Source organism: Natronomonas salina (genome assembly GCF_013391105.1).
Classification (GTDB): Archaea; Halobacteriota; Halobacteria; order Halobacteriales; family Haloarculaceae; genus Natronomonas; species Natronomonas salina.
This window is the reverse complement of sequence record NZ_CP058335.1, coordinates 2,363,715-2,388,956: the sequence shown is the minus strand read 5'-3', so window position 1 is coordinate 2,388,956 and position 25,242 is coordinate 2,363,715. Positions and strand designations below refer to the sequence as shown.

At 70.7% G+C, this 25,242-nt stretch carries 20 protein-coding genes; 11 read left to right on the top strand and 9 right to left on the bottom strand.

Annotated features, from left to right (window positions below; translation table 11 throughout):
- Positions 1–8: 8 nt before the first annotated feature.
- The 3 genes from HWV07_RS12435 to HWV07_RS12425 all read right to left on the bottom strand — a co-directional run bounded on the left by HWV07_RS12435 (position 9) and on the right by HWV07_RS12425 (position 4,707).
- Positions 9–290 carry a DUF6360 family protein gene (locus HWV07_RS12435; RefSeq protein ID WP_178334610.1) on the bottom strand — a complete coding sequence of 94 codons (282 nt, stop codon included), beginning with the start codon at positions 288–290 and terminating at the stop codon, positions 9–11.
- Between the two features lie 130 nt (positions 291–420).
- Positions 421–3,039, bottom strand: a complete 2,619-nt coding sequence (locus HWV07_RS12430) for a valine--tRNA ligase (RefSeq protein ID WP_178334609.1) — start codon at positions 3,037–3,039, stop codon at positions 421–423.
- Positions 3,040–3,234: 195 nt separating this feature from the next.
- Positions 3,235–4,707, bottom strand: coding sequence for an alpha/beta hydrolase family protein (locus HWV07_RS12425; protein ID WP_178334608.1), 1,473 nt, complete (start codon positions 4,705–4,707; stop codon positions 3,235–3,237).
- 133 nt (positions 4,708–4,840) lie between these two features.
- Between HWV07_RS12425 and gnd the strand changes: the two genes are divergently transcribed.
- The 4 genes from gnd to HWV07_RS12405 all read left to right on the top strand — a co-directional run bounded on the left by gnd (position 4,841) and on the right by HWV07_RS12405 (position 10,087).
- Positions 4,841–5,740: a phosphogluconate dehydrogenase (NAD(+)-dependent, decarboxylating) gene (gene gnd, locus HWV07_RS12420; RefSeq protein WP_178334607.1), complete on the top strand. Its 900-nt coding sequence runs from the start codon at positions 4,841–4,843 to the stop codon at positions 5,738–5,740.
- 469 nt (positions 5,741–6,209) lie between these two features.
- Positions 6,210–7,526: an O-acetylhomoserine aminocarboxypropyltransferase/cysteine synthase family protein gene (locus tag HWV07_RS12415; protein WP_178334606.1), complete on the top strand. Its 1,317-nt coding sequence runs from the start codon at positions 6,210–6,212 to the stop codon at positions 7,524–7,526.
- Positions 7,523–8,725, top strand: a complete 1,203-nt coding sequence (gene metX, locus HWV07_RS12410) for a homoserine O-acetyltransferase MetX (RefSeq protein WP_178334605.1) — start codon at positions 7,523–7,525, stop codon at positions 8,723–8,725. Before HWV07_RS12415 ends, metX begins: the two co-directional genes overlap by 4 nt.
- A 75-nt stretch (positions 8,726–8,800) precedes the next feature.
- Positions 8,801–10,087, top strand: coding sequence for an O-acetylhomoserine aminocarboxypropyltransferase/cysteine synthase family protein (locus HWV07_RS12405; protein WP_178334604.1), 1,287 nt, complete (start codon positions 8,801–8,803; stop codon positions 10,085–10,087).
- 186 nt (positions 10,088–10,273) lie between these two features.
- Here HWV07_RS12405 and serB read toward each other — a convergent pair whose 3' ends face one another.
- The 4 genes from serB to HWV07_RS12385 form a co-directional block, all read right to left on the bottom strand.
- The gene (gene serB, locus HWV07_RS12400; RefSeq protein ID WP_178334603.1) at positions 10,274–10,906 is read right to left on the bottom strand and encodes a phosphoserine phosphatase SerB; all 633 of its coding nucleotides are present in this window, start codon (positions 10,904–10,906) and stop codon (positions 10,274–10,276) included.
- Between the two features lie 72 nt (positions 10,907–10,978).
- Complete coding sequence (locus tag HWV07_RS12395; RefSeq protein WP_178334602.1) at positions 10,979–11,710, bottom strand: hypothetical protein; 732 nt, start codon at positions 11,708–11,710, stop codon at positions 10,979–10,981.
- A gap of 50 nt (positions 11,711–11,760) precedes the next feature.
- Positions 11,761–13,812, bottom strand: a complete 2,052-nt coding sequence (uvrB, locus tag HWV07_RS12390; RefSeq protein WP_178334601.1) for an excinuclease ABC subunit UvrB — start codon at positions 13,810–13,812, stop codon at positions 11,761–11,763.
- 76 nt (positions 13,813–13,888) lie between these two features.
- A complete protein-coding gene (locus HWV07_RS12385) occupies positions 13,889–15,190 on the bottom strand; it encodes an MFS transporter (RefSeq protein ID WP_178334600.1) in 1,302 nt (433 codons plus the stop codon).
- Between the two features lie 228 nt (positions 15,191–15,418).
- Here HWV07_RS12385 and mdh point away from each other — a divergent pair, with 228 nt between their 5' ends.
- The gene (mdh, locus tag HWV07_RS12380; protein ID WP_178334599.1) at positions 15,419–16,333 is read left to right on the top strand and encodes a malate dehydrogenase; all 915 of its coding nucleotides are present in this window, start codon (positions 15,419–15,421) and stop codon (positions 16,331–16,333) included.
- A 194-nt stretch (positions 16,334–16,527) separates the two neighbouring features.
- Here mdh and HWV07_RS12375 read toward each other — a convergent pair whose 3' ends face one another.
- Positions 16,528–16,770: a ferredoxin gene (locus HWV07_RS12375; protein ID WP_178334598.1), complete on the bottom strand. Its 243-nt coding sequence runs from the start codon at positions 16,768–16,770 to the stop codon at positions 16,528–16,530.
- A 134-nt stretch (positions 16,771–16,904) separates the two neighbouring features.
- Between HWV07_RS12375 and HWV07_RS12370 the strand changes: the two genes are divergently transcribed.
- The 6 genes from HWV07_RS12370 (at position 16,905) to HWV07_RS12345 (ending at position 24,653) form a co-directional block, all read left to right on the top strand.
- Entirely contained in the window at positions 16,905–19,286 is a 2,382-nt protein-coding gene (locus tag HWV07_RS12370; protein WP_178334597.1) for a penicillin acylase family protein, read from the top strand.
- Positions 19,283–19,741, top strand: a complete 459-nt coding sequence (locus HWV07_RS12365; RefSeq protein WP_178334596.1) for a hypothetical protein — start codon at positions 19,283–19,285, stop codon at positions 19,739–19,741. The genes HWV07_RS12370 and HWV07_RS12365 overlap by 4 nt, the downstream gene beginning before the upstream one ends.
- A 95-nt stretch (positions 19,742–19,836) precedes the next feature.
- On the top strand, positions 19,837–22,242 hold the full coding sequence (locus HWV07_RS12360) for an ATP-dependent DNA helicase (RefSeq protein WP_178334595.1): 2,406 nt from the start codon (positions 19,837–19,839) through the stop codon (positions 22,240–22,242).
- The gene (gene cgi121, locus HWV07_RS12355; protein WP_178334594.1) at positions 22,242–22,766 is read left to right on the top strand and encodes a KEOPS complex subunit Cgi121; all 525 of its coding nucleotides are present in this window, start codon (positions 22,242–22,244) and stop codon (positions 22,764–22,766) included. The genes HWV07_RS12360 and cgi121 overlap by 1 nt, the downstream gene beginning before the upstream one ends.
- A gap of 53 nt (positions 22,767–22,819) precedes the next feature.
- Complete coding sequence (locus HWV07_RS12350; protein WP_178334593.1) at positions 22,820–23,731, top strand: DUF5789 family protein; 912 nt, start codon at positions 22,820–22,822, stop codon at positions 23,729–23,731.
- Between the two features lie 64 nt (positions 23,732–23,795).
- Positions 23,796–24,653, top strand: a complete 858-nt coding sequence (locus HWV07_RS12345) for an alpha/beta fold hydrolase (RefSeq protein WP_178334592.1) — start codon at positions 23,796–23,798, stop codon at positions 24,651–24,653.
- Here HWV07_RS12345 and HWV07_RS12340 read toward each other — a convergent pair.
- Positions 24,650–25,213, bottom strand: coding sequence for a MaoC family dehydratase (locus tag HWV07_RS12340; RefSeq protein ID WP_178334591.1), 564 nt, complete (start codon positions 25,211–25,213; stop codon positions 24,650–24,652). The genes HWV07_RS12345 and HWV07_RS12340 overlap by 4 nt on opposite strands.
- Between the last annotated feature and the right edge of the window lie 29 nt (positions 25,214–25,242).

Genomic DNA, 25,242 nt, shown 5'->3' with positions numbered 1-25,242 from the left:
CGCGCCGCTCAGTTCCCGGCGTCCTCGACCTTCGCGGCGTGCTTCTCGAGGTCCTCGGCGAGCGTCCGCGCCTCCTCGGCGGTGAGTGTGACCCTATCCGCGTGGGGCTGCAGGTGCTCGAGTTCCGTGTTGTCGAGCTCCAGCTGCAGCGAGACGTGGTCGGGGTCCTCCCGGGGGCTCGTGACGTTCAGGACCGCGTAGGCGTCCTCGTCGAAACCGTGGCCCTCGGCCTCGCCCTCGACGAGGTCCAGCGTCGTGAACGCGTTGACCTTCATGATCCGGTCTGCCATGTCCGAGGGATGGGGCGACGACGGGGTAAGCGTGACGTTCGGGATTCGAGGGACGCCTCCCTGCACTGGGAGTCGCCCTACTCGAGGGTCGCTCCGCTCCCCGTTCGTTCGAGAGACCTTCGTTCCCTCCCTACTCGAACACCAGCACGGTCGCCTCGCCCGCCTCCAGCACGACGACCTCCTCGCCGCTCTCGGCGCGCTGCTCCTCGACGACGTCGAACATCTCGTCCTCGACCGTGACCGTCTCGCCGTCGAGGTCGAGTTCGACGTGGCCCTTCGTGGTCAGTTCGGCCTGCAGCTCCGCGGGGTCGGCGGCCTCCAGGGCCGCCACGACGTCGCCGGCCTGGTCGCGGAACACCGGGCCGAGCTCGCTGTGCTCGACGTCGACGTCGACGGGCACCAGCTCGACGTTCGGGCGGCCCTCCTCGACGTAGACCGGGCCGTTGACCGTGTCGGCGAGGTCGTAGGTGTCGAGCGGGCGCTCCTCGTCGAGGTAGACCTCGACGCGGTCGAGGTCGGCGTTCAGCGGCTTGCCCTCGTCGGACTTCCAGCCGCGGACCGTCGCCGCGACCTCGGCGACGAGCTCGCCGCGCTCCTCGGCCTCGGGGTCGCAGTCGGGGAGGTCCGGCCAGTCGGCCTCGTGGACGCTACCCTCGGTCGGCAGGTGGCTCCAGGCCTCCTCGGTGATGAACGGCGCGAACGGCGCGAGCATCCGCAGCGATGCGGTGAGCGCGGTGTAGAGTGCGTGCTCGGCGGCCTTCCGTTCGCCGGGGCGGCCCTCGTAGAGGCGGCCCTTCACGAGTTCGAGGTAGTCGTCGGCGAGGTCGTGCCAGACGAAGTCCCGGACCTGCCGGAGCGCACTGTCGAAGCGGTACTCGTCCATGTCGTCGGCGACCGACTCGGCGATGCGGGCGCACTTCGAGAGGATCCACTCGTCGGCGTCGCGGTACGCCGGGTCGCTGATCGCGGGGGTGTCCTCGTCGAGGTGGCCCGACGCGAACTTCGTGATGTTCCAGACCTTCGTCTGGAAGCGGCTCGCGGAGGTGACCTCCTTCCACTGGAACTGGATGTCGGTGCCGGGCTGGCCGCCCAGCGCCATCGCCTGCCGGAAGGCGTCGGCGCCGTACTCCTCGACGACCTCCTCGGGCTGGACGAAGTTGCCGCGGGACTTCGACATCTTGTTGCCGTCCTCGCCGAAGACCATCCCGTTGATGAGCGCCTCCTCCCAGGGGTGCTCGTCGGTGACGGCGGCGGTCCGGAGGATGGTGTAGAACGCCCACGTCCGGATGATGTCGTGGCCCTGCTCGCGCAGCTGGACGGGCTCGAACTCGTCGTCCGGCCAGCCGGCGACGAACATCGGCGAGATCGAGGAGTCCATCCACGTGTCCATCACGTCGGTCTCGCCGGTCCAGGCGTGCCCGCCGCACTGCGGGCAATCGCCGACGGCGGGGGCCTCGGTCGTCGGGTCGACCGGGACCTCGCCCGCGCCGGCGATCTCGACGTGATCGCAGTCGTCGCACTCCCAGGCCGGGATGGGCGTCGCGAAGACGCGCTGCCGGGAGATGACCCAGTCCCACTCCATCCCCTCGGCCCAGTCCTCGAGGCGGTCGTACATGTGCTCGGGGAACCACTCGACCTCCTGGGCTGTCTCGAGGATCTCCCCCTGGTCGACGGTGACGAACCACTGCTCCTTCGAGAGGATCTCGATGGGGGTGTCGCAGCGCCAGCACTGCCCGACCGACTGCTCGGTGGTCTCCTCGTCGTTCAGGTGGCCGGACTTCTGGAGGGCGGTCGCGATCTCCTCCTTCGCCTCGTCGATGGCCAGGCCCTCGAACTCGCCGGCCAGGTCGTTCAGGTGGCCGTCCTCGGTGAACACCGGCCGGAGGTCGAGGTCGTGCTCGGCCCACCAGTCGACGTCCTGCTTGTCGCCGAAGGTGCAGATCATGACGGCGCCGGTGCCGAAGTCGGAGTCGACGTCCGCGTCGGCGATGAGCTCGACCTCCTGCTCGAACAGCGGCACCTCGAAGGTGTCGCCGATGCGGTCGGCGTACCGCTCGTCGTCGGGGTCGACCGCCATCCCGACGCAGGCCGCCAGCAGTTCCGGTCGCGTCGTCGCGATCTCGATGTCGTCGTTGTCGACGCCGTCGAAGGAGACGTAGTACAGCGTGCCCTCGTGGTCCTCGTTCTCGACCTCCGCGTCGGCGATGGCCGTCTCGCAGCGCGGACACCAGTTGACCGGGTGCTCGTCCTGGTAGACGTAGTCGTCGTCGGCCATCTCGACGAAGGACCGCTGGGTCTCCCCCCAGTACTCCGGGTCCATCGTCTTGTACTCGTGGGCCCAGTCCTGAGAGAACCCGAGGGTGTGCATCGTCTCCTTCATCGCCTCGATCTGCTCTTCGGTGTGCTCGATGCACCACTCGCGGAACTGCTCGCGGGAGACCTCGGAGCGGTGGACGTCGCGGTTCTCCTCGACCTTCACCTCGGTGGGCAGGCCGTGGCAGTCCCACCCCTGCGGGAACAGGACGTCGTCGCCACGCAGCCGGTGGTAGCGGGCCGCGAAGTCCATGTAGCACCAGCCCAGCGCGTTCCCGATGTGGAGGTTGCCGGTCGGGTACGGCGGCGGCGTGTCGATGACGTAGTCGGGGCGCTCGGGGTCGTCGTCGTAGCCGTAGACATCCGACTCCTGCCACTGCCGGCGCCACTGCTGTTCTGCCTCGTCGGGATCGTAGTCGTCTGGAACCTCGCTCATGATTGGGTGTCGCGTAGACCAGTCGGTAGGCGATTCGAACGTGCGCCCCCGGAGAAGGCGCGATTACAGCCCACGTACTACCGACTGGGTCGCGCGCATACCCGTTCGGTGGGTCCTTCCCGGTAAAAAGGTTCGCTTACGACGGTTCCGGCGGCGCTCTCCGATTCGGGTTCCCACCTCGCTTCTGCACTGCGGCTACTGCCCGGGCGGCGACGGCGCGTCGCAGCCGGCCCGGATGTCGTCGCACTCGTGGTACTGCCGGTCGCGGCCCGGGAAGGCCCGCTTCGACCGGTAGTGGAAGCTGAAGTGGTCGGCCCAGGCGTCGTCCGCCAGCAGCCGGTCGTCGGCGTCGTGGTAGCCGTCTTCGTCAGGGTCCTTCAGCCAGCGGTCGAACCAGGCGACGGTGTAGTGCTCGGCGAGTGCGTTGCCGAAGTCCCACGACGTCGCGGGGAACGTCGGGAGCAGCGACCACTCGTAGTGGGTGCCGCCGCGGACGACCAACTGGCAGGCGGGGACGTCCGCGTCGCGCCACCGCTCGAACCCCGTGGCCTTCGCGTCGGGGTCGGGCGGCCGCTCGTGGGGCGTCGGCGTCAGGAAGTAGTCGCCGGACTGGCCCATCGCCGGGACGCGGGGTTCGACGTCGCCCTCGGGGACCGTCTCGGCGAACTCCGTCGCGTCGGTGACGGCGCCGGCGGGTCCGCCGCCGACGTCGTCGCCGTCCCCGAGGTTGTCCCAGGCGACGACCGCGTCGACCGGGTTGCCGTCGTGAACGCCAGGCCAGTCGTCGTCCGCGAACCCCTGGACGATGCTGGCGCCCATGGCGCCCGCCGAGTGGCCGGCGATGCCGAGGCGGTCGCCACCGGACTCGCGGACGTCGGGGTCGAGCAGGTCGAACGCCGGGTTGTGCGGTTCGACGGGCGCGCCGTCGCCGCGGTCGTACTCGGCGTTGGGACCGTACGGCGACTCCGGCGTCGACCGGAAGAAGTCGACGGCGTCGACCTGGTTGGAGACGAACACCGAGCCGTTGGCGTTGCCGCCGGGAGCGCCGTCGGGCGTGACGCTGTCGGAGCGGCCCTGGCCCCGCGGGTCGTACGTGAGGACGACGTAGCCGGCCTCGACGAGCGCCTGGGCGGCCCACCAGTAGAGCGGTTCGGGCGCCTGGACGGAGCCGTTGGTGATCACGACCCCCGGCAGGTCGTCGCCCGGGTCGGCGTCGACGGGCGTCCAGAGGTGGCCGGAGAGACGGGCGCCCTGGCGGTCGAAGAAGGCGACGCGGCGGCGCTCGCCGGTGGTGCCGTAGAAGTCGCGGGAGTCGACGTCGCGGTAGAGGGCGGGGTCGCCGGTGCACTGCTCGCCCCACGTCGCACAGAGGTTCGCGTGGCTCCGCCAGCCGGGTTCGGCGGCGACGCGCTCGGCGTAGCTGGCGGCGTTGCGCTGGCTGCGGCGCTGCCAGCGGACCATGAAGTCCGGGTCGGAGGCCTGCTCTGCGGGGGCCTCCTGGGTCTTCGCGTAGTTGCGGAACTCGCGTTCGTACCAGTCGCCGTCGACCCCGTCGAGCCCCTCCGGGTCCGACGGGAGCGCGGCCGAGGCGCCCCCCGCGACGCTGGGGGCGATCCCGGCTGCGGCGGCGAGGCGGAGGAGCCCTCGCCGGGTGAACTGGCCACGCATCGTTTCGGATCGAGACAACTGCAACTATTCAAAAAGGGTTATCGGCGCCTCTAGCCGGCCATTTATATCAGTTTCCAGCGGGCGAGCCGCCCCGAATCACAATCCTCACCTGTCGGGCCGACGACGACCGGGTATGCAACTGGGTGTTATCGGTCTCGGCCGGATGGGCCGCATCGTCGTCGACCGGGTGCAGGACGCGGGCCACGACGTCGTGGCGTTCGACCTCGACGACGAGGCCGTCGCGGCGGCCGCCGACGCGGGTTCCGAACCCGCAGACTCCGTCGCGGACCTCGTCGACCGGCTCCCCGACGAGAAGCGCGTCTGGCTGATGGTACCCGCTGGCGACGCCGTCGACGCGACCCTCGAGGAACTCGAACCCCACCTCGACGCCGACGACGTCGTCGTCGACGGCGGCAACTCCCACTTCGAGAAGTCGGTCGACCGCGGCGAGGCCCTCGAGGCCGCCTACCTCGACTGCGGCACCTCCGGCGGCCCGGCCGGCGCGGAACTCGGCTTTTCGCTGATGATCGGCGGCCCGGAGTGGGCCTACGAGGCGATGACGCCCGTCTTCGACGCCGTCGCCACCGGGCCGGACGGCCACGACCGCATGGGCGCGCTCGGCTCGGGCCACTACGTGAAGATGGTCCACAACGGCGTCGAGTACGCGCTGATGCAGGCCTACGGGGAGGGGTTCGAACTGCTCCACGAGGGCCGCTACGACCTCGACATGGAGTCCGTCGCGCGCACGTGGAACAACGGCGCGGTCATCCGGTCGTGGCTGCTGGAGCTCTGCGAGGAGGCGTTCCGCGAGGAGGGGTCGGACCTCGGCGACGTCGCCGACCACGTCGCCGGCGGGTCGACCGGCACCTGGACGGTCCAGGAGGCGCTCGAACAGGAGGTCGCCGTCCCGCTCATCTACGAGGCGCTCGGCGAGCGCTTCGACTCCCGGGTCGGCGAGGACGGCAAGTTCTCGCGCCGCCTCGCCAATCGGCTCCGCTACGGCTTCGGTCGTCACGAAGTCGAACGGCAGTAGCGACGCGCGCCACGGAAGCGATTTCCATGTCCTTCGGCTCGGTTACCCCTTTGTTTCGCGTGGAGATGTCAGACGGTCGACCGACGAGCGGGCGGGTCGCAGCTTCCTCGAATGACGGACGACACGCCGCCCGCTCGTGTATCGAACACTGAGCCGGTCTGAGGGTTGTTTAGTTCGGCGGCCCTCTTCGGGGGTGGCTAACGGCCACAGCCGTTGGCTCTGTCTTCGGGCTGGCACCCCGCACCACTGCTTCCGGGGACGAAACCCGCCGGAGTGAAAGTGGTCAGCGGCGCCTCGACCCCGTCGCCGTCTGCGATGTTCCAGGTGCAACGAGGGGGTTCGCCGCGGGGCGCCGGGACGAGACGACCGCTCCGCCGAAGAATCCCCAGCGGGCGAGGCGACTGTCGGGACGGGCAAACCTTGCCGTAACTGGTAGTTATAGAAGTGTGGAGTGATATGCACGCTATACATGAACGACGAGGACCGGCAGGGAACGGAGTCGGCCTCGGCTGGCGGGGGGCAGCTGGGGTTCGGCACGCGGTGTCTCCACGTCGGTCAGGGGCCAGACCCGTCGACGGGCGCCGCGGCGCCGCCGATCTACCAGACGACCTCCTACGAGTTCCCCGACGCCGATATCGCCGCCTCCCGCTACGCGCTGGAGGACGAGGGGAACGTCTACTCTCGCATCGCCAACCCGACCGTCCGCGCCCTCGAGGAGCGGCTCGCGTCGCTGGAGGGCGGCGTCGACGCCCTCGCCACCGCGGCCGGGATGGGCGCCCTCGACGCCGCGACGCTCGTCCTCGCCGAGGCCGGCGACAACGTCGTCTCCGCCTCGTCCATCTACGGCGGCACCCACGCCTACCTCACGCACACCGCCGGTCGCCGCGGCATCGAGGCGCGGTTCGTCGACACCCTCGACCCCGAGGCCTACGCCGCGGCCATCGACGAGGACACCGCCTACGTCCACTGCGAGACCATCGGCAACCCCTCGCTGGTGACGCCGCCGCTGGAGGCCATCGCCGACGTCGCCCACGAGCACGGCGTCCCCCTCGTGGTCGACAACACGTTCGCGACGCCCGCACTGTGTCGACCGCTCGAACACGGCGCCGATGTCGTCTGGGAGTCGACCACCAAGTGGATCCACGGCTCCGGGACGACCCTTGGCGGCGTGCTCGTCACCGACGGCTCCTTCCCCTTCGCCGACCACCCCGAGAAGTACCCCGAGATCGCCGCCCCCAACCCGGCCTTCGACGGCGTGAACTTCGCCGAGCGGTTCGGCGACCGCGCCGTGACGATGGCCGCCCGGCAGCGCGCCTCCCGCAGCATCGGCGACCAGCAGTCCCCGTTCGACGCCTGGGTGACCCTCCAGGGCGTCGAGACCCTCCAGCTCCGGATGGAGCGGCACTGCGAGAACGCTCAGGCCGTCGCCGAGTACCTCGACGACCACCCCGAGGTCGCCTGGGTCACCTACCCCGGCCTCGACGACCACGAGACGCACGACGCGGCCAGCAGATATCTCCAGGGTGGTTACGGCGGGATGGTCGCGTTCGGCCCCGAGGGCGGCTTCGAGGCCGCGAAGCGAATCTGCGAGGAGACCGAAATCGCGAAGTTCCTGGCCAACATCGGGGACGCACGGACGCTGGTCATCCACCCGGCCTCGACCACGCACGCACAGCTCACGGAAGCACAGCAGCGCGAGAGCGGCGTCACGCCCGACCTCGTCCGCCTCTCGGTGGGCCTCGAGGACGTCGACGACGTGATCGCGGACCTGGACAACGTACTATGACGCAGGAGACCGTCTCGCTCGGCGAGTTCACCTTCGAGTGCGGGGAGTCGATCCCCGACCTCGAGATCGCCTACGAGACCTACGGCGAGTTCACCGGCGACAACGCCGTGCTCGTCTGCCACGCTCTCACCGGCAGCCAGCACGTCGCCGGCAGTAGACGACGGGCCGACACCGCCGGGCAGGCCCACGCCTGGTGGGACGACATCGTCGGCCCCGGGAAGGCCGTCGACACCACCGAGTACTACGTGATCTGTGCGAACATCCCGGGGTCCTGTTACGGCTCCTCGGGGCCCGCCTCCACGAACCCCGAGACCGGCGAGCCCTGGGGCACCGACTTCCCCGCGGTGACCGTCGCCGACTGGACGCGCGCACAGCGCCGCCTCCTCAACGAACTCGGCGTCCCGCACCTCCACGCCGTCGTCGGCGGCAGCGTCGGCGGGATGAACGTCCTCGACTGGGCGAAGCGCCACCCCGACCACGCCGACCGCGTCATCGTCATCGCCGCGGCCGCCCGCCTCGACCCGCAGTGCCTCGCGCTGGACGCCATCGCCCGCCGCTCGATCACCACCGACCCGAACTGGAACGGCGGCGACTACTACGGCGACGACCACCCGACGGAGGGGCTGTCGCTGGCCCGCCAGATCGGCCACGTCATGTACCTCTCGAAGTCGTCGATGGAGGACAAGTTCGGGCGGCGTTCGGCCGGGATGGACGCCGGCCGGGACGCCTTCCCGACCGACCCCGCAGCGGGCTTCTTCCCCTACCGGGAGGTCGAGTCGTACCTCGACTACCAGGGCGAGAAGTTCGCCGAGCGGTTCGACGCCAACTCCTACCTCTACCTGACGCGCGCGATGGACAACTACGACCTCGCGTCGGGCTACGAGGACGACGCGGACGCGCTGGCGGCCTACGACGGCGAGGCGCTGCTCCTCTCCTTCACCGGCGACTGGCACTTCACCGTCGCGCAGTCAGAGCGGCTGGCCGAGGCGTTCCGGGCGACCGACGCCCGGACGGCCCACCACGTCGTCGACTCCGACCACGGCCACGACGCGTTCCTCGTCGAGCCGGACCGCGTCGGGCCGCCGCTGGCGGACTTCCTCGACTCGGGCGTCGCCGGCAAGGCCGTCTCGGACACGGCAGCCGACGAGGACGCCGGCGACGAGTTCGCCCCCGTCCACACGAGCCTCTTCTCGGACTGAGGGCGGCCCGCCGCCGGACGCGCTTTTCGGTTCGGGGGTGGTTTTATGGGGTTCAGCGACGGGATTTACCACAGCATGTTCGACCGCGACGACCTGTACACCGACTCGCTGCACGCCGGCCAGGAGGCCGACCCGACGACCGGCGCCCGGGCACCGCCGATCTACCAGACCACGTCCTACGAGTTCGAGGACGCCGAGCACGCCGCCGACCTCTTCGGCCTGCAGGAGGCCGGCAACATCTACTCGCGGATCATGAACCCGACGAACGCCGTGCTCGAACAGCGGATGGCGACCCTCGAGGGCGGCGTCGCGGCGCTGGCGACGTCCTCGGGGATGGCGTCGTTCGACCTCGCGACGTTCATCCTCGCCTCCGCCGGCGACAACATCGTCTCGGCGTCGTCGCTGTACGGCGGCACCTACACCTACCTCACCCACACCGTCGAGCGCCGCGGCGTCGAGACGCGGTTCGTCGACACCCTCGACTACGACGCCTACGAGGAGGCCATCGACGAGGACACCGCCTTCGTCCACTGCGAGACCATCGGCAACCCGGCGCTCGTGACGCCGGACCTCGAGCGCCTGGCCGACATCGCCCACGACAACGGCGTCCCGCTGTTCGTCGACAACACGTTCGCGACGCCCGCGCTCTGCCGACCGCTCGAGCACGGCGCCGACCTCGTGTGGAACTCCACGACGAAGTGGATCCACGGCTCCGGGACGACCATCGGCGGCGTCCTGATCGACGGCGGCTCGTTCCCCTGGGGGAAGCACGCCGACCGGTTCCCGGAGGTCGCCAAGCCGAACCCCGCCTACCACGGGATCAACTTCGAGGAGACGTTCGGCGAGGCCGCCTTCGCCTACGCGGCCCGGACCCGCGGGCTGCGCGACCTCGGCAACCAGCAGGCGCCGTTCGACGCCTGGACCACGGTCCAGGGGCTGGAGACGCTGCCGATGCGGATGGAGCGGCACTGCGAGAACGCCCAGGCCGTCGCCGAGTACCTCGACGACCACCCCGAGGTCTCCTGGGTCACCTACCCCGGCCTCGACAGCCACGAGACGCACGACACCGCAAGCCAGTACCTCGACGGCGGCTACGGCGGGATGATCACCTTCGGACTGGAGGCGGGCTACGACGCCGCCCGCAAGACCGTCGAGTCGACGGAGCTGGCCAGCCTGCTGGCGAACGTCGGGGACGCGAAGACGCTCATCATCCACCCCGGGTCGACGACCCACCAGCAGCTCACCGACGAGGAGAAGCAGGCCAGCGGCGTCACCGACGACCTCGTCCGCCTCTCGGTCGGCCTGGAGGACACCGACCGCATCATCGCCGACCTGGACGCGGCGATCGACGAGGCGACCTGACGCCGGCGACCACGGGGCTGCCGGTTCGTGCGAACAGGCGGAGCGTATAGCTGTCCGACGGCGGCACTCCGCACACCCACCTCGACCGGCCGCCGGACGGGTCTCACGTCACGGGGCGTCTCGTCCCGTCTTCGAATATAAACGCTCGGCCGGTGGGGACCCGAAAGAGGTCGGCTTCTGGAGCCGTTATACGACGTTCCGCTCCTCGAGGAGGTCCTGCAGTTCCGCCATCGACGTGACGACGACGTCGCAGTGCGGTTCGACGGCCGGCTTCGGCTCGTAGCCGATCGCGAGGTCGGCGACCTCGAGCATCGGGAGGTCGTTGGCGCCGTCACCGATGGCGACGGTCTCGGACATCCCGATGCCGACCTCCTCCGAGAGGTCCTTCAGCGCCTCGTCCTTCGTGCCCTCGATGAGCGGGCCCTCGGCCTCGCCGGTCAGCTTGCCGTTGCGCATCGGCAGGCGGTTGGCGACGATGGTGTCGACGTAGACGTCCTCCTTCTCGAGGGCCATCGAGACGCCGCGGTCGAAGCCGCCGGTGAGGATGGCGACGTGGTTGCCCGCGTCGTCGAGCGCCCGGATGACGTCGGCGGCGCCCTCGCGCAGTTCCACGCGGTCGAAGGCCGCCTCGACGTCGTCGTCCTCGAGGCCGTCGAGCAGCTCGGCGCGCTCGTAGAGGCTCTCGGCGTAGGAGATCTCGTCGTTCATCGCGCGCTCGGTGATCTCGTCGATCTCGTCGGCGACGCCGGCTTCCTCCCCCAGCAGGACCGTCATCTCCGAGTCGGAGAGCGTCCCGTCGAAGTCGAAGGCGATGAGCATACCGTAGCTGCGTCGCCCGGGGTCACAAAACGTCCGGTTCCGTGCGGGTCGGCCCGCCGCCCCCGGCAGCCGCTACCGGGAGAACCCCTCGGAGAGGTCCTGCGAGGCGTACACCGACGCCCGCCAGGCGGCGCTCAGCGCGGCCGTGACGACGGCGCCCAGGACGACGACGCCGGCCGCCAGCGGCGACGCGACGGCGGCGATGGGGGCGGGCGAACCTGCCGGGCCGAAGACCAGCGCGGCGGCGAGGAGGCCCGTCGCGCCGAGACAGCCGACGAGCAGGCGCTCGTGCCCCGGCTGCGGCGTCACGCGATTGGCGCGCTCGACCGCCCGCGGGAGCGTGGCGGGCGCGTCCAGCAGCAGCGCCGGGACGACGAACTTCTGGCAGCCGACGACGACCTCGTTGGGGGCGACGTCGTCCTCGGTGAGGACGCGCGCGGCGAGGGGGCCGACGGCGGCGCGGGTCTTCAGCCAGCGGGCGAGCGACCGGCCGCTGGTGCGCACCGCGGCGACCGACCGGCGGAAGGAGACGCGGTCGCCGCGGGCCCGCCGACCGACGGCGTGGGCGATGCCGGCGTCGAAGGGGAGCCAGACGACCGCGAGGACGGCGAGCACCACCAGGAGGACGGCGACGTAGAGAAGCTCCGCGATGCCGCCCGTGGCCAGGGAGTTCCCGCCGAGGTTGCTCGACCGGACCGCCGCCAGGGCCAGCCAGCCCAGGCCGCAGACGGCGCCGACCGCGGCGGCGCCGAGCAGCGTCCAGGCGATGGCGGCGGGCGAGCGCAGGTAGGCGCGGACGGCCATAGGTGGGTGTCACTCGCGGCGGCAATAAAAGCGGACGGCGTCGGGGCGGGTCAGATCTCGTCGTCGGGCGTCGGGACGCCGTCGTCGGGGTCGGCCAGTTCGTCGAACGACTCCCGGACCTGGCGGATGCGGTCGCGGATGTCGGCGGCCAGTTCGAACTCCAGGTTGTCGGCGGCCTCCTCCATCCGTCGCTCGAGGCGCTCGATGAGCTCCTCGGCCTCGTCGAGGTCGTCGGCCTCGACGCCGGAGACCTCGCCGGTCTCGGTCTTCGACCCCGGCAGGTTCGTCTCGCCGACCTCCTTCTCGATGGTCCGGGGCTCGTGGCCGTGCTCCTCGTTGAACTCCGTCTGAATCCGGCGACGGCGGCGGGTCTCGTCGATGGCCGACCGCATCGAGTCGGTCTCGTCGTCGGCGTAGAGGACGACCCGACCGTTGACGTTCCGGGCCGCCCGCCCCATCGTCTGGATGAGCGTGGTCTCGGAGCGGAGGAAGCCCTCCTGGTCAGCGTCGAGGATGGCAACCAGGCTCACCTCGGGGATGTCGAGGCCCTCCCGGAGGAGGTTGATGCCGACGAGCACCTGGATCTCGCCGAGCCGGAGCGCCCGGATGAGCTCGTGGCGCTCGAGGGTGTCGGTCTCGTCGTGCATGTACGCGACGTCGACGCCGGCGCCCTCGAGGTACTCGGTGAGGTCCTCGGCCATCCGCTTGGTCAGCGTCGTCACGAGGACGCGCTCCTCGTCGGGCATGTTCTCGATGCGGTCCATCAGGTCCTCGACCTGGCCCTCCGCGGAGGCGACCTCGACCTCGGGGTCGACGAGGTACGTCGGCCGGACGATCTGCTCGACGATCTGCTCGGAGTGCTCGCGCTCGTAGTCGCCCGGCGTCGCGCTCACGTAGAGGGTGCGGTCGGTCTTCTCCTCGAACTCCTCGAAGGTCAGCGGCCGGTTGTCGTAGGCGGTCGGCAGCCGGAAGCCGTTCTCGACCAGCGAGTCCTTCCGGGACTTGTCGCCCATGTACTGGCCCTTGATCTGCGGGATGGTGACGTGCGACTCGTCGACGACGGTGAGGAAGTCGTCCGGGAAGTAGTCGATGAGCGTGTACGGCGGGTCGCCGGAGTCGCGGTCGGACATGTGCACCGAGTAGTTCTCGATGCCCGAGCAGTAGCCCGTCTCCCGGAGCATCTCGATGTCGAAGGTGGTGCGCTCCTCGATGCGCTGGGCGGCGACGAGGTCGCCCTGCCGCTCGAAGTAGCTCACCCGGCGCTCCATCAGTTCCTCGATCTCGGAGATGGCCTGCTCGAGCTTCGTCTCTGGGATGGAGTAGTGCTCCGCTGGGTGGACGAGGGCGGCGGGCTCCTCGGAGACCACCTCGCCGTTCAGCACGTCGACCTTCATGATGCGGTCGATCTCGTCGCCCCAGAACTCCACCCGCAGGGCCCGCCGGCCGTACATCGGGTAGATCTCGACGGTGTCGCCGCGCACGCGGAAGGTGCCCTGCTGGAAGTCGACGTCGTTGCGCTCGTAGTTCAGGTCGACCAGCTGCTTCAGGAGGTCCTCGCGGTCGAACGACTGCCCCTGCTCGAGCCGGAGGGCCATCCCCTCGTAGTTCGTCGGATCCCCCAGCCCGTAGATGGCCGAGACGGAGGCGACGACGATGACGTCGTCGCGGGTCAGCAGCGAGCGGGTCGCGGAGTGGCGGAGCCGCTCGATCTCCTCGTTGATCGACATGTCCTTGTCGATGTAGGTGTCGGTCTGCTCGACGTACGCCTCCGGCTGGTAGTAGTCGTAGTAGGAGACGAAGTACTCGACGGCGTTGTTCGGGAAGAGGTTGCGGAACTCCTCGTAGAGCTGGGCGGCGAGGGTCTTGTTGTGCGCCAGAACGAGGGTCGGCTGCTGGAGCTCCTCGACGACCCACGAGACGGTGTTGGTCTTCCCCGACCCCGTGACCCCCAGGAGCGTCTGCTTCTCGGCGCCGCGCTCGTACCCCTCGACGAGTTGCCGGATGGCCTCCGGCTGGTCGCCCGCCGGCTCGAACGGCGCGTCGACCTCGAGCGGGCGGTCGAGGTCCGGTCGGTCAGGCTGGAGTGGCCCGGTGTCGCTCATTGTCCGAGAGTAGTGGTCGGGACACTTGAGGCGCTCGCTCGGAGTCCGATTGGCCGCTTGCTCGGTCGGGGCCCGGCTACGCGATCGCGTCGTCCGTCCGCAGGTGCAGCCAGACGGCCGCCAGGAAGGCGCCGAATCCGGCGGCCGCGGCCAGCGAGAACGCGACGCGGTAGCCGAACTCCGTGTAGACGCGGGCGCCGCCGATGGTCTCGCCGGTCCAGTAGGCGTCGAGGACGTACCCCATCAGCGTCGGCATGACCGCCGCGCCCGTGAACGCCATCGTGTTGACGGTGCCCGTCGAGACGCCGGAGGCGGCGTTCGCGTGCCGCTCCTTCACCACGGCGTAGGTGAGCGCGTACGCGCCCGCCAGGGCGCCCGTCGCGAAGAGGACGACGGCGACGACCGGCAGCGGCGGGTCGCCGGTAGCCGCGAGGACGGCGAGCGCAGTGGCGTACGACCCCATCCCGAGGACGATCAGCCGGGTCCGGCTGCCGAGGCGGTCCGAGACCGCGCCGATGGAGGGCGGGCCCAGCAGGAGGCCGGCGCTGCCGAGCAGCGTGAACGTCGAGGCGGCCGTCACCGAGAGCCCGTACGTCTGGACGAGGTAGGGGATGCCCCACAGCCCGATGACGGTGATGTTGACGCCGGTGCCGGCGAAGAGGATAGCCCCGCAGAGCCACGTCTCGACCTCGCCGAGGACGGTTCGGGCGTTCGAGAGGACGGCCCGCAGCGTCGGCGCACCGGGCGTCTCGACGCCGCCGATGGGGTCGAACCCGGCGTCGACGGGCGAGTCGCGGGCGACGAGGTAGGCGGTCGCGGCGAGCGCGAGGCCGACCACGGAGAGGCCGGCGACGGTGGTGCGCCAGCCCGCGAAGGCCACCGCGAGCGCCAGCGGTGTGGTCGCCAGGACGCCGCCGAAGCCGGCGACAGCGAGCGTGAGCCCGCTCATCCGGGCGAACTCGGTCGGGCGGAACCAGTTGGCGCAGAACCGCAGGATGGCGATGAAGAGGACGCTGCCGCCGAAGCCGACGAGGGCGCGCCCGACGAAGGCGACGGCGTAGGCGTCGGCGCCCGCGAAGACGAAGCCGCCGAGGCTCATCACGACGGCGCCGACCGCCACGGTGCGGCGCGACCCGAGCCGGTCGGCGAACACCCCCGCCGGCAGCTGCATCGCGGCGTAGACGTAGAAGAACGAGGCGTGGAGCGTGCCGAGTTGCGTCCCGGTCACGTCGAAGGCGGCGGTCAGCTGGTCGGCGAGGACGGCCGTCGAGAGCCGGTAGACCGACACCAGCGCGTACGTCGCCGCCAGCGCCCCGAAGGCCAGCCAGCGCCGGCGCTTCGGGTCGGTCCACAGTCGCCGGACGGGGCCGGAGGTCACGGCCCGACCTCCGACCGTTCGGCCCAAAGGCGTGTCGAACCCGGCCACCGACTCGCCGCTGGAGGGTCGGCCGAGTAGGGCCGAACGGCGTACGCGGGTTGTCGTCGGGCGGTTCGACGCGGGGCTAATATCGGCTCCAGGACAACCGAGCCGACCGGTTTCGGGCGTCCAGCGTGGCGTCAGAAAGGACAAGAGTTAATCGGCTACCAGCCGCGTTTTGAGACGATTATGGCAAAGGTTAGCGTCATCGGCGCGGCGGGGACCGTCGGCGCCGCGGCGGGGTACAGCCTCGCGCTTCGCGACGTCGTAGACGAGCTGGTCTTCGTCGACATCCCGGACCAGCGCGAGACCACCGTCGGGCAGGCCGCCGACACGAACCACGGCATCGCCTACGACTCGAACACGCGCGTCGTCCAGGGCGAGTACGAGGACACCGCCGGCTCGGACGTCGTCGTCATCACGGCCGGCATCCCGCGGCAGCCCGGCCAGACCCGCATCGACCTCGCGGGCGACAACGCGCCGATCATGGAGGACATCGGCTCGTCGCTCGACGAGCACAACGACGACTACGTCTCGATCACGACCTCGAACCCGGTCGACCTCCTGAACCGCCACCTCTACGAGTCCGGCGACCGCGACCGCCACAAGGTCATCGGCTTCGGCGGCCGGCTGGACTCCGCGCGGTTCCGGTACGTCCTCTCGGAGCGCTTCGACGTCCCCGTCAGGAACGTCGAGGCGACCATCCTCGGCGAGCACGGCGACGCGCAGGTCCCGGTCTTCTCGAAGGTCCGCGTCGACGGCGCCGACCCCGAGTTCGACGACGACGAGAAGGAGGAGATCCTCGGCAACCTCCAGGAGTCCGCGATGGACGTCATCGAGAAGAAGGGCGCCACCCAGTGGGGGCCCGCCACCGGTGTCGCCCACATGGTCGAGGCGGTCCTCCGCGACACCGGCGAGGTCCTGCCGGGGTCGCTCGTCCTCGACGGCGAGTACGGCTACGAGGACACCGCCTTCGGCGTGCCCGTCAGGCTCGGCTCGGACGGCATCGAGGAGGTCGTCGAGTGGGACCTCGACGACTACGAGTCGGAGCTGATGGACGAGGCCGCCGACAAGCTCTCCGAGCAGTACGACGAGATCAGCTAGTCGCGCTCGTTCTCCGGGCCGCAGGGCCCGTACTCCTCCGGGAGTCGCTCGCCCGTCAGCGACGCCCACTCGCAGAGCCGGTCGGCGTCCCGTTGCTCGCTACGGGTCTGCATGGGATTCACTCACGTAATAGGTGGCCGCGGACGCTATTAATCGTTCGGGCGAACGGCGTTGTGTTTTGTTGTCCGAGGGCCTCAGACCAGCTGTTCGCCGTCGTCGTCGTAGATCTCGATGGCGTCGACGGGGCAGACCCGCGCGGCGAACTTCGCGTCGAACTCGGCGTCCTCGGGGACCTCCCGCTCGAAGATGTCCTCCTCAACCTCCTCGCTGCCCTCGAGAATCGCCTTGCCGGCGTCCTCGTCCTTCTGGAAGGCGTCCCACTCCGCGACGCACTGGAACATCCCGATGCAGGTGTCCCGGTTGAATCTGACCTTCATGCCCTGGCGTTCGGGGCTCCCCCTCAAAGACGTGACGGGGGCGCGGACGCCCGGCCGCACTGGCAGTCGAGGGTGAACCCCCAGACATCGACGGTCCCACAGCTATTTTTATACGGTCCGTGTTGGGAGAATTCATGGATCGGTACACGACGCGCCGGGGGCTGCTCGGCGCCATCGTCGGGGCGGGGGTCGGCGGCGCGGCGCTGTCGCCGGCCGGGGACCTGCTGGACTCGTTCGCGCCGCCGAGCGGTCGCGCGTGGCGGACGACGCGGGGCGAGGTCCCCGAGGAGGTCTCCAGCCCGCACGGGGACGCGACGGTCACGTACGACGACTACCACGTCCCGCACGTGGAAGCCGACGACGAACTGGCGGCCTACTACGCGGTCGGCTACGCGCAGGCGGCCGACCGGCTCTTCGAGATGGACCTCATCCGGCGGCTGATGGACGGCCGACTCGCGGCCGCGGTCGGCGAGCGGGGCGTCGAGTCGGACGTGTTCCACGCGAAGATGGACTTCCGGGGAGCCGCCGAGGCGTCCCGGGAGGCCCTGGCGGGCAGCCGCGTCGAGACCGTCTCGGAGGCGTACGTCGACGGCGTGAACGCCTACATCGACTCCGGGCCCGAGCCACTGGAGTTCGGCCTCGCCGGCTACGACGCCCGGAAGTGGACGGTCGTCGATACGCTCCTCGTCGGGACGCAGATCTCCTGGGGGCTGACCGGGAGCTTCGCGCCGCTCCGGCGGGCCGTCCTGCGCGAGCGGCTCGACGCCGACGACTACCGGCGGCTCTACGAGGAGCCGTTCGACCACGGGGCGCCGATCCTCCGGGAGGGGACGGACGGCGAGGTCTCCGGCGTCGGCGGGTCGCCGGGCGCCGCCGGGTCGCTCCGGGGCGTCGACCCGTCGTTCGTCGACTGGCTGTCGACCCACGAGCCCCCGCGCCTCTGGGGGTCGAACCACTGGGCGGTCTCCGGCGAGCACACCGACAGCGGCTCGCCCATCCTGGCGTACGACCCCCACCTGACGCTGATGGCGCCGCCGGTCTGGTACGAGCAGCGCGTCACCGTCGGCGACGTCGACGTCCGCGGGGCGACGTTCCCCGGCATCCCGTTCGTCATCGTCGGCGAGAACCGCCACGGCGCCTGGGGGTTCACCAACACCGGCGCCGACGTCGTCGACCACTACACCTACGAGGTCGACGGCGACGAGTACCGCTACGACGGCGAGTGGCGCGAGTTCGACGCCGAGCCCCGGACCATCGAGGTCTCGGGCGGCGAGGACCGCGAGATTCAGGTCCGGAAGACCGTCCACGGCGCCTACGTCGACCGCGAGGTCGACGGCGAGACCAGACACGTCGGCGTCGCCTGGACCGGCATGTCCGGCACCCGCGAGTCCCAGGCCATCTACGAGTTCGGCCGGACCACCGGCGTCGACGACTACCGCGAGGCCATCCGGAAGATGGACGTGCCGACCCAGAACGCCCTCTACGTCGACGGCGAGAACGTCTACTACCACGTCACCGGGAAGACCCCGATCCGGCGAGACGACGGCGAGGTGATCCGGGGCGACCGGGTCTTCGACGGCTCCGCCGGCGAGGCCGAGTGGGACGGCTTCGAGCCGTTCGGCCAGAGCGACTGGTCGGGGTTCGTCCCCTTCGAGGAGAAACCGGGGGTGCTGAACCCCGGGTACGTCGGCACCGCGAACCAGCGGCCCGTCGACGACCCGACTTACCCCATCGGCCAGGAGTACGCCTCCGGCTTCCGCGGCGCCCGAATCTACGAGCGCCTCGATAGCCGGATCGAGGGCGGCGACCCCGTCGACGCCGAGTTCATGCAGTCGCTGCAGAACGACACCCTCGATATCAGGGCGCGGATGCTCGTCCCCGACCTCCTCGACGCAATCGAGCCGACGGACGACAACGAGCAGTGGTTCCGTGCGCTCGAGGAGTGGGACTACCGGATGGACCGCGATTCGGAGGCCGCGCTCGTCTTCCACCGGTTCTACGAGCAGTTCCGCGAGGCGACCTGGCGCGACGACTTCGAGGCCCTCGATCTGGACGAGGAGTGGTGGCCCCAGGAGTGGCCCCTCGTGACGCTCCCCGAGGACGACCCGTTCTTCGGCGGCGACCGCGCGGCCGTCCTGGCCGAGGCGTTCGAGGCCGCCGTCGAGGAGGTCGAGGAGGAGGGGTGGTCCGTCTACGGCGACTACCAGCGGACGACGATCGACCACCAGTTCGGCGGGCAGGTCCCGGCACTGAACTACCCCCGGTACCCGGTCGGTGGCACCGCCTACACCGTGTTCAACGTCCACGACGACGCGGGCGCGGGCAGCAGCTGGCGGCAGATCTCCCCGATGGACGGCCCCTCGCTGTCGGTCATCCCGGGCGGCCAGAGCGGCTCGTACTTCTCGGCGCACTACGACGACCAGCTCCGGATGTGGGCCGACGGCGAGTACAAGTCGATGGCCTTCGAGACGCCCGACGACAGCGAGACGGTCTCGTTCCGGGGTGAGGACGGATGAGCGGAGACGCGGTGGAGGCGGAAGCGGAAACGGAGGCGGGCGGCGAGTCGCCGGCACCTACGGACGTCGAGGAAGAGCAGAAAGACGAGGAGGATAACGGCCTGCTGGGACCCGACCCGAAGTGGACGCCCGCCGTCCTGACGTCGATACGATCCGACCCGCGGAAGCGCGCCGTCGCCCTCGTCGTCGCCGCGGCGGTCGGCCTCGGGCTCGCCTGGGTCCACTGGCTCGGCCTGTTCGCAGCGGGGGCGCTCGTCGGGCTCGTCAGCAAGACGCTCCCGCGGGCCGTGCTGGCCGGGCTGGTCTTCGGCGCACTCGTGCTCGTCGCAACGGTGCTAGCGAGTCCGGTCATGGGCGCCGCCGAGTTCCTGTCGGTGACGCCGCCCGTGTACGTGGCGGTCGCGGCCGCGTTCCTCGCGCCCGCGTGGGGGTCGCTGCTGCGCGGCGCGGTCTGAGTTCGGACCGCCGCGGTTCCGACGCCAGCGGGGCGGATTCCACCGCCGCCGAGCGGAAAGTGGGTTTAAATCCGGTGACGCACAAGGGGGCGGTAATGGACGTTGCCGACGTGCCCGGCGTGCCCTCCTGGTTCGCCGACCACCTCCGCGAGGGAGGGATCGAGTCGCTCTACCCGCCGCAGGCCGAGGCCGTCGAGGCCGGCGTGACGACGGGCGACAGCCTCGTCGCCTCCATCCCGACCGCCAGCGGCAAGACGCTGATCGCCCAGCTGGCGATGCTGTCGGCGGTGCAGCGCGGCGGGAAGGCCCTCTACATCGTGCCGCTGCGGGCGCTGGCCTCGGAGAAGCGCGAGGAGTTCTCGGCCTTCGAGGAGTACGGCGTCGAGATCGGCGTCTCGACGGGTAACTACGAGGATTCGGGCGAGTGGCTCTCCCAGAAGGACATCATCGTCGCGACCAGCGAGAAGGTCGACTCGCTGGTGCGGAACGGCGCGCCCTGGATCGACGACCTCGACTGCGTCGTCAGCGACGAGGTCCACCTCGTCGACGACGCCCAGCGCGGCCCGACCCTGGAGGTGACGCTCGCGAAGCTCCGCCGCGTCAACCCGAACCTGCAGGTGGTCGCGCTGTCCGCGACGGTCGGGAACGCCGACGAGATGGCAGAGTGGCTCGACGCCGAACTCGTCGACTCCGACTGGCGGCCCATCGAGCTCCGGAAGGGCGTCCACTACGGGCAGGCGCTGCACTTCGGCGACGGCTCGCAGTCCGAGCTACGCGTGAAGTCCAGCGAGAAGCCCACGGAGGCCATCGTCCGCCACACCCTCGGCGAGGAGGGGTCGACGCTCGTGTTCGTCAACTCCCGGCGGAACGCCGAGGGCGCGGCCAAGCGGCTGGCGAACACGACCGCGGGGTGGCTCGACGGCGAGGAGAAGCGGCAGCTCGCGGAGCTGGCCGAGGAGATCCGGGACGTCTCCGACACCGAGACCAGCGACGACCTCGCGGACTGCGTCGAGAAGGGCGCCGCCTTCCACCACGCCGGCTGTGCCAGCGACCACCGCTCCATCGTCGAGGACGCCTTCCGCGACCGGCTCATCAAGTGCGTCTGCGCGACGCCGACGCTCGCGGCGGGCGTCAACACGCCCTCCCGCAGGGTCGTCGTCCGCGACTGGCGGCGGTACTCGGGGGAGGCCGGCGGGATGAAGCCGCTCTCGGTGCTGGAGGTCCACCAGATGATGGGCCGGGCCGGCCGCCCCGGTCGGGACCCCTACGGCGAGGCGCTGCTGCTGGCGAACAGCCACGACGAACTCCAGGAACTCCTGGACCGTTACGTCTGGGCCGACCCCGAGCCGGTCCACTCGAAGCTCGCCGCCGAACCGGCGATGCGGACCCACCTGCTGGCGACCATCGCCAGCGGGTTCGCGGACTCCCGCGACGCCCTCCTCGAGTTCCTCGAGGGGACCCTCTACGCGACGCAGTCCGGCGAGTCCGGACAGCTCGACCAGGTCGTGGACGCCACCCTGGCGTACCTCGAACGGAACGACTTCATCGAGCGGGACGGCCGCATCGAGGCGACGAACCTCGGACACACCGTCTCGCGGCTCTACCTCGACCCGATGAGCGCCGCGGAGATCATCGACGGGCTGCAGCACACCGGGCAGTCGTCGGCCGGACGAACGACCCGCCGGAAACCCGACGCGGACGCCTCGGCCGGCGAGCAGCCGGAGCCCGCGGGGTTCCAGCAGGCGTCGGAACTCGACGCCGACGATGAGGCGGGGGTGGCGATGGAACAACAGACGGCCTCGGACGGCAGCGACGACCTCTCCGCGTTCGGGCTCTACCACCTCGTCTCGCGGACGCCCGACATGTACGAGCTGTACCTCCGCTCGGGGGACCGCGAGGAGTACACCCAGGTCGCCTACGAGCGGGAGGTCGAGTTCTGCGGCGCGATGCCCAGCGAGTTCGAGGAGGAGCGCTTCGACGACTGGCTGGCGGCGGTCAAGACCGGCCTGATGCTGGAGGACTGGGCCGACGAGACCGACGAGGACGAGATCGCCGAGAAGTACGGCGTCGGGCCGGGCGACATCCGCGGGAAGGTCGACACCGCCGAGTGGCTGCTCGGCGCCGCCGAGTCGCTCGCAAGCGAACTCGACCTGACGACCGTCACCCAGGTCCGGGAGGCCAGAAAGCGCGTCCAGCACGGCGTCGGCGAGGAGCTCATCGACCTCGCGGGCGTCCGCGGCGTCGGCCGCAAGCGAGCCCGCCGGCTCTTCGACGCCGGCATCGAGACCCGCGCGGACCTCCGGAACGCCGACAAGTCGGTCGTCCTCGGGGCGCTCCGCGGGCGCCGGCAGACCGCCGAGAACGTCCTCGAGGCCGCCGGCCACCAGGACGCCTCCATGGAGGGGGTGACGCCGGACGCCGACGCCCAGCCTGTCGAGGACCGCGGCGACGGGGAGGACGAGGCGGCCGGGGAGGACCAGTCCAGCCTCGGTGATTTCTGATGGAGCTGGTCGAGGGCACCGTCACCATCGGCGGCGAGCGGTTCCCCGAGGTCGGCAGGTTCGTCGACGCCCTCGATGCCGTCGGCGACGAGCACGGCGTGACTGTCCAGGCGTTCGACGCTCGCTACGTGGTCTCGCGGCAGCACCTCGAGCGGGCCGTCGAACTGGCGGACCGGGAGCGCGCCCGCGGCGACGGGATCGCCCGCGACCGCGGCGTCGAGATCCTGCTGTACGCGGCCGGCCGCCGCCAGATCGACCGGGCGCTGGAGATGGGCGTCGCCGAGGGGAAGACGCCGGCGGTGATCCTGGTCGACGGTGCCGACCGGACCGACGGCGACCCCGACGAAGGGGCGGCCGCCGACGCCGTCCGGGCGTTCGTCGAGTCGGGCGAGACGCTCGGCGACTACGACGCGGAGCGGGTCGGCGAGTTCTACGGCATCGGCGACCGGGAGCTGTCGGCGACGACCGCGGGGGTCGAATCGCTCGTCCTCGAGCGGGTGGCGCTGCTGGTCGTCGAGCGCTGACCCGAGGCAGTTTGGCCCCGCCCTTTTCCCGCTCCGAAGACTAGCGTCGTCTGGTGAACGACGAAATGGGAGACCCACAGGAGTCCGCCAACGAGCGTCGTCACGAACAGGTCGAAGCGGTCGAGGAGATCCTCGACAGCGTCGATCCGAACCTCGAGGAGCACTCCTACCCCGTGTCCTCCGAGGAGCTGTCGGCGCGCTACGGGTCGACCGACGCCGAACTCCCGAACGAGACGGAGTCGCTGGGCTCGGTGTTCGACCGCCTCGACGACCAGGAGTACGACTCGCCGATGGCGGTCAAGGAGGAGGTCCTTCGAGCGGCCTCCGACGCGTCCCCGGAGCCGCCGAACGCCGGCGACGGCCGGGCCGTCGAGTCCGACCACGGGGGGACCCCACAGGAGGTGATCGACGACCTGGAGACCGAGGAGGTCGCCGAGGCCACCAGGCAGGACGCGCCCAACGACGCCGGCGGCGCCGGCGACGTGGGGACGCCAGCCGACGCGGCCGCCGGCCCCGAGGCCGACGCCGCCGAGCCGGGCGACGCGATGACGCCGGACTCGACGGAGCCCGACGAGTTCGCTCCCCAGGAGAGCATCGAAGACCGGGACCGGGAGGGCGACCGCCGGGCCAGCGCGGAACGGTCGAGCGACCGCGGCGACCCGTGGGAGGCCGCCGAGGACGAGCCCGGCGACCCCGCAGAGCCGACCGCGGAGCCGTCGGAGGAGGAACTCGACCCCGAACTCCGCGAAAGCGAGGTGCCCGACGCGCGCGACGAGGCCGACGCGTCGGAGCCGTCCTCGCGGGCGCGCCGCGAGGGCGAGGACGGCGAACCCCTCGAGGGGACCGCCGAGGAGGACCTCGAGGAGGGCGAAGCCGCGAGTAGCCAGGTGCCGGACGCCCGAGAGGAGGACGCCGACGTGACCCGGGAGGGGAACGTCCCCGACTCGGACGACGGCGACGAGTAATCGGACTCGGCAGTTCCGGCCCGAGAGCGAACCGTTATCCTGCGCGGCGCCGCACGTCGGTGACATGGACGCACCCGGCGTCGAGTCGCGGACTGTCGAACTCGATTCGGCCGACGGCCGCCGCCGACGCACCGAGAGCGACGTGCAGTACCTTGTGGCGGGCGAGGGACCGCCAGTCGTTCTACTCCACGGGATCGGCCTCGACTCCGCAACGGTCTCCTGGCGGCACGCCGTCCCGGCGCTGGCGGAGGACCACCGCGTGTACGCGCCGGACTTCCCGGGCCACGGCGAGAGCGGCCGGCCGCGCGTTCGCTACACGACCGACTACTTCCGCGACGTGCTGGCGGCGTTCCTCGAGGAGCTGGACCTGGCGGGCGCGCCGCTCGTCGGCATCTCGATGGGCGGCGGCGTCGCCCTGGGGTACGCCCTGGAGCACGACGTCGACCGGCTGGTGCTCGTCGACAGCTACGGGCTCGGCCGCGACGCCCCGTGGCGGCCCGCGGCGAGCGCGATGCTCCGGGTTCCGGGCGCCTACAGCAACTGGTGGCGGGCCATCGGGTCCTCGCGGGTCGCGGTGCGGACGCACCTCCAGCAGCTCACCGCCGGGCATCCGAGGAAGGACCTCGTCGACGACGTCTACGAGGCGGTCCAGGACGGCGCGGTCGGCCGGACGGTGGCGAGCTGGCAACGCAGCGAGTTCCGCTGCGGCGGGCTCCGGACGTGCTACCTGGACCGCCTGGACGAGATCGGGGCGCCGACGCTGTTCGTCCACGGCGAGCGGGACCCGCTGCTGCCGGCGTCGTGGTCGGAGCGGGCGGCCGAGCGGACCGGCGCCGAGCTGGCGCTGTTCGAGGCGTGCGGCCACTGGCCGACCCGGGAGTGCCCGGAGCGGTTCAACGAGAGGGTCGCGAGATTCCTCTAGTTCTCGGGGACGTCGTCGATGAGGACGACGGCCTCGCCGTCGATGACGAGTTCGTCGTCCTTCTCGACGGTGGTGCGGAGCCGGTAGCGGTCGCCGCCGAGGTCCTCGACGACCTCGACCTCCGCGGTGATGCGGTCGCCGAGGCGGACGGGCGCGCGGAACTCCAGGTCCTGTGAGAGGTAGACGATGCCGCCCGGCAGCCGGGCGAGGGCGGCGCTGATGAGGCCGGCCGCGAGCACCCCGTGGACGATGCGGCCGTTGAACCGGGTCTCCTCCGCCCAGTCGTCGTCGAGGTGGATCGGGTTGGTGTCGCCCGAGGCGGCCGCGAAGCGCTCGACGTCCGCCTCCGAGAGCGACTTGCTGAACCGAACCGTATCGCCCACGGTGAGTTCCGCCTCGGCGTCGACCTCGGTGGTCCACTCCGGAAGGTCCTCGGCGGGTTCCAGGCGGTCCTCCAGGCGGGAGGCCTCGCTCCCGGCGGTCTTCGTCCCGGAGTCGGCGTCGGGGACGCCGAACGCCGAGAAGGCCGCCCGGTTGGCCTCCATGATGCTGTTGAACATACGTGAGGAAGTCTCCGACCACGTATCGA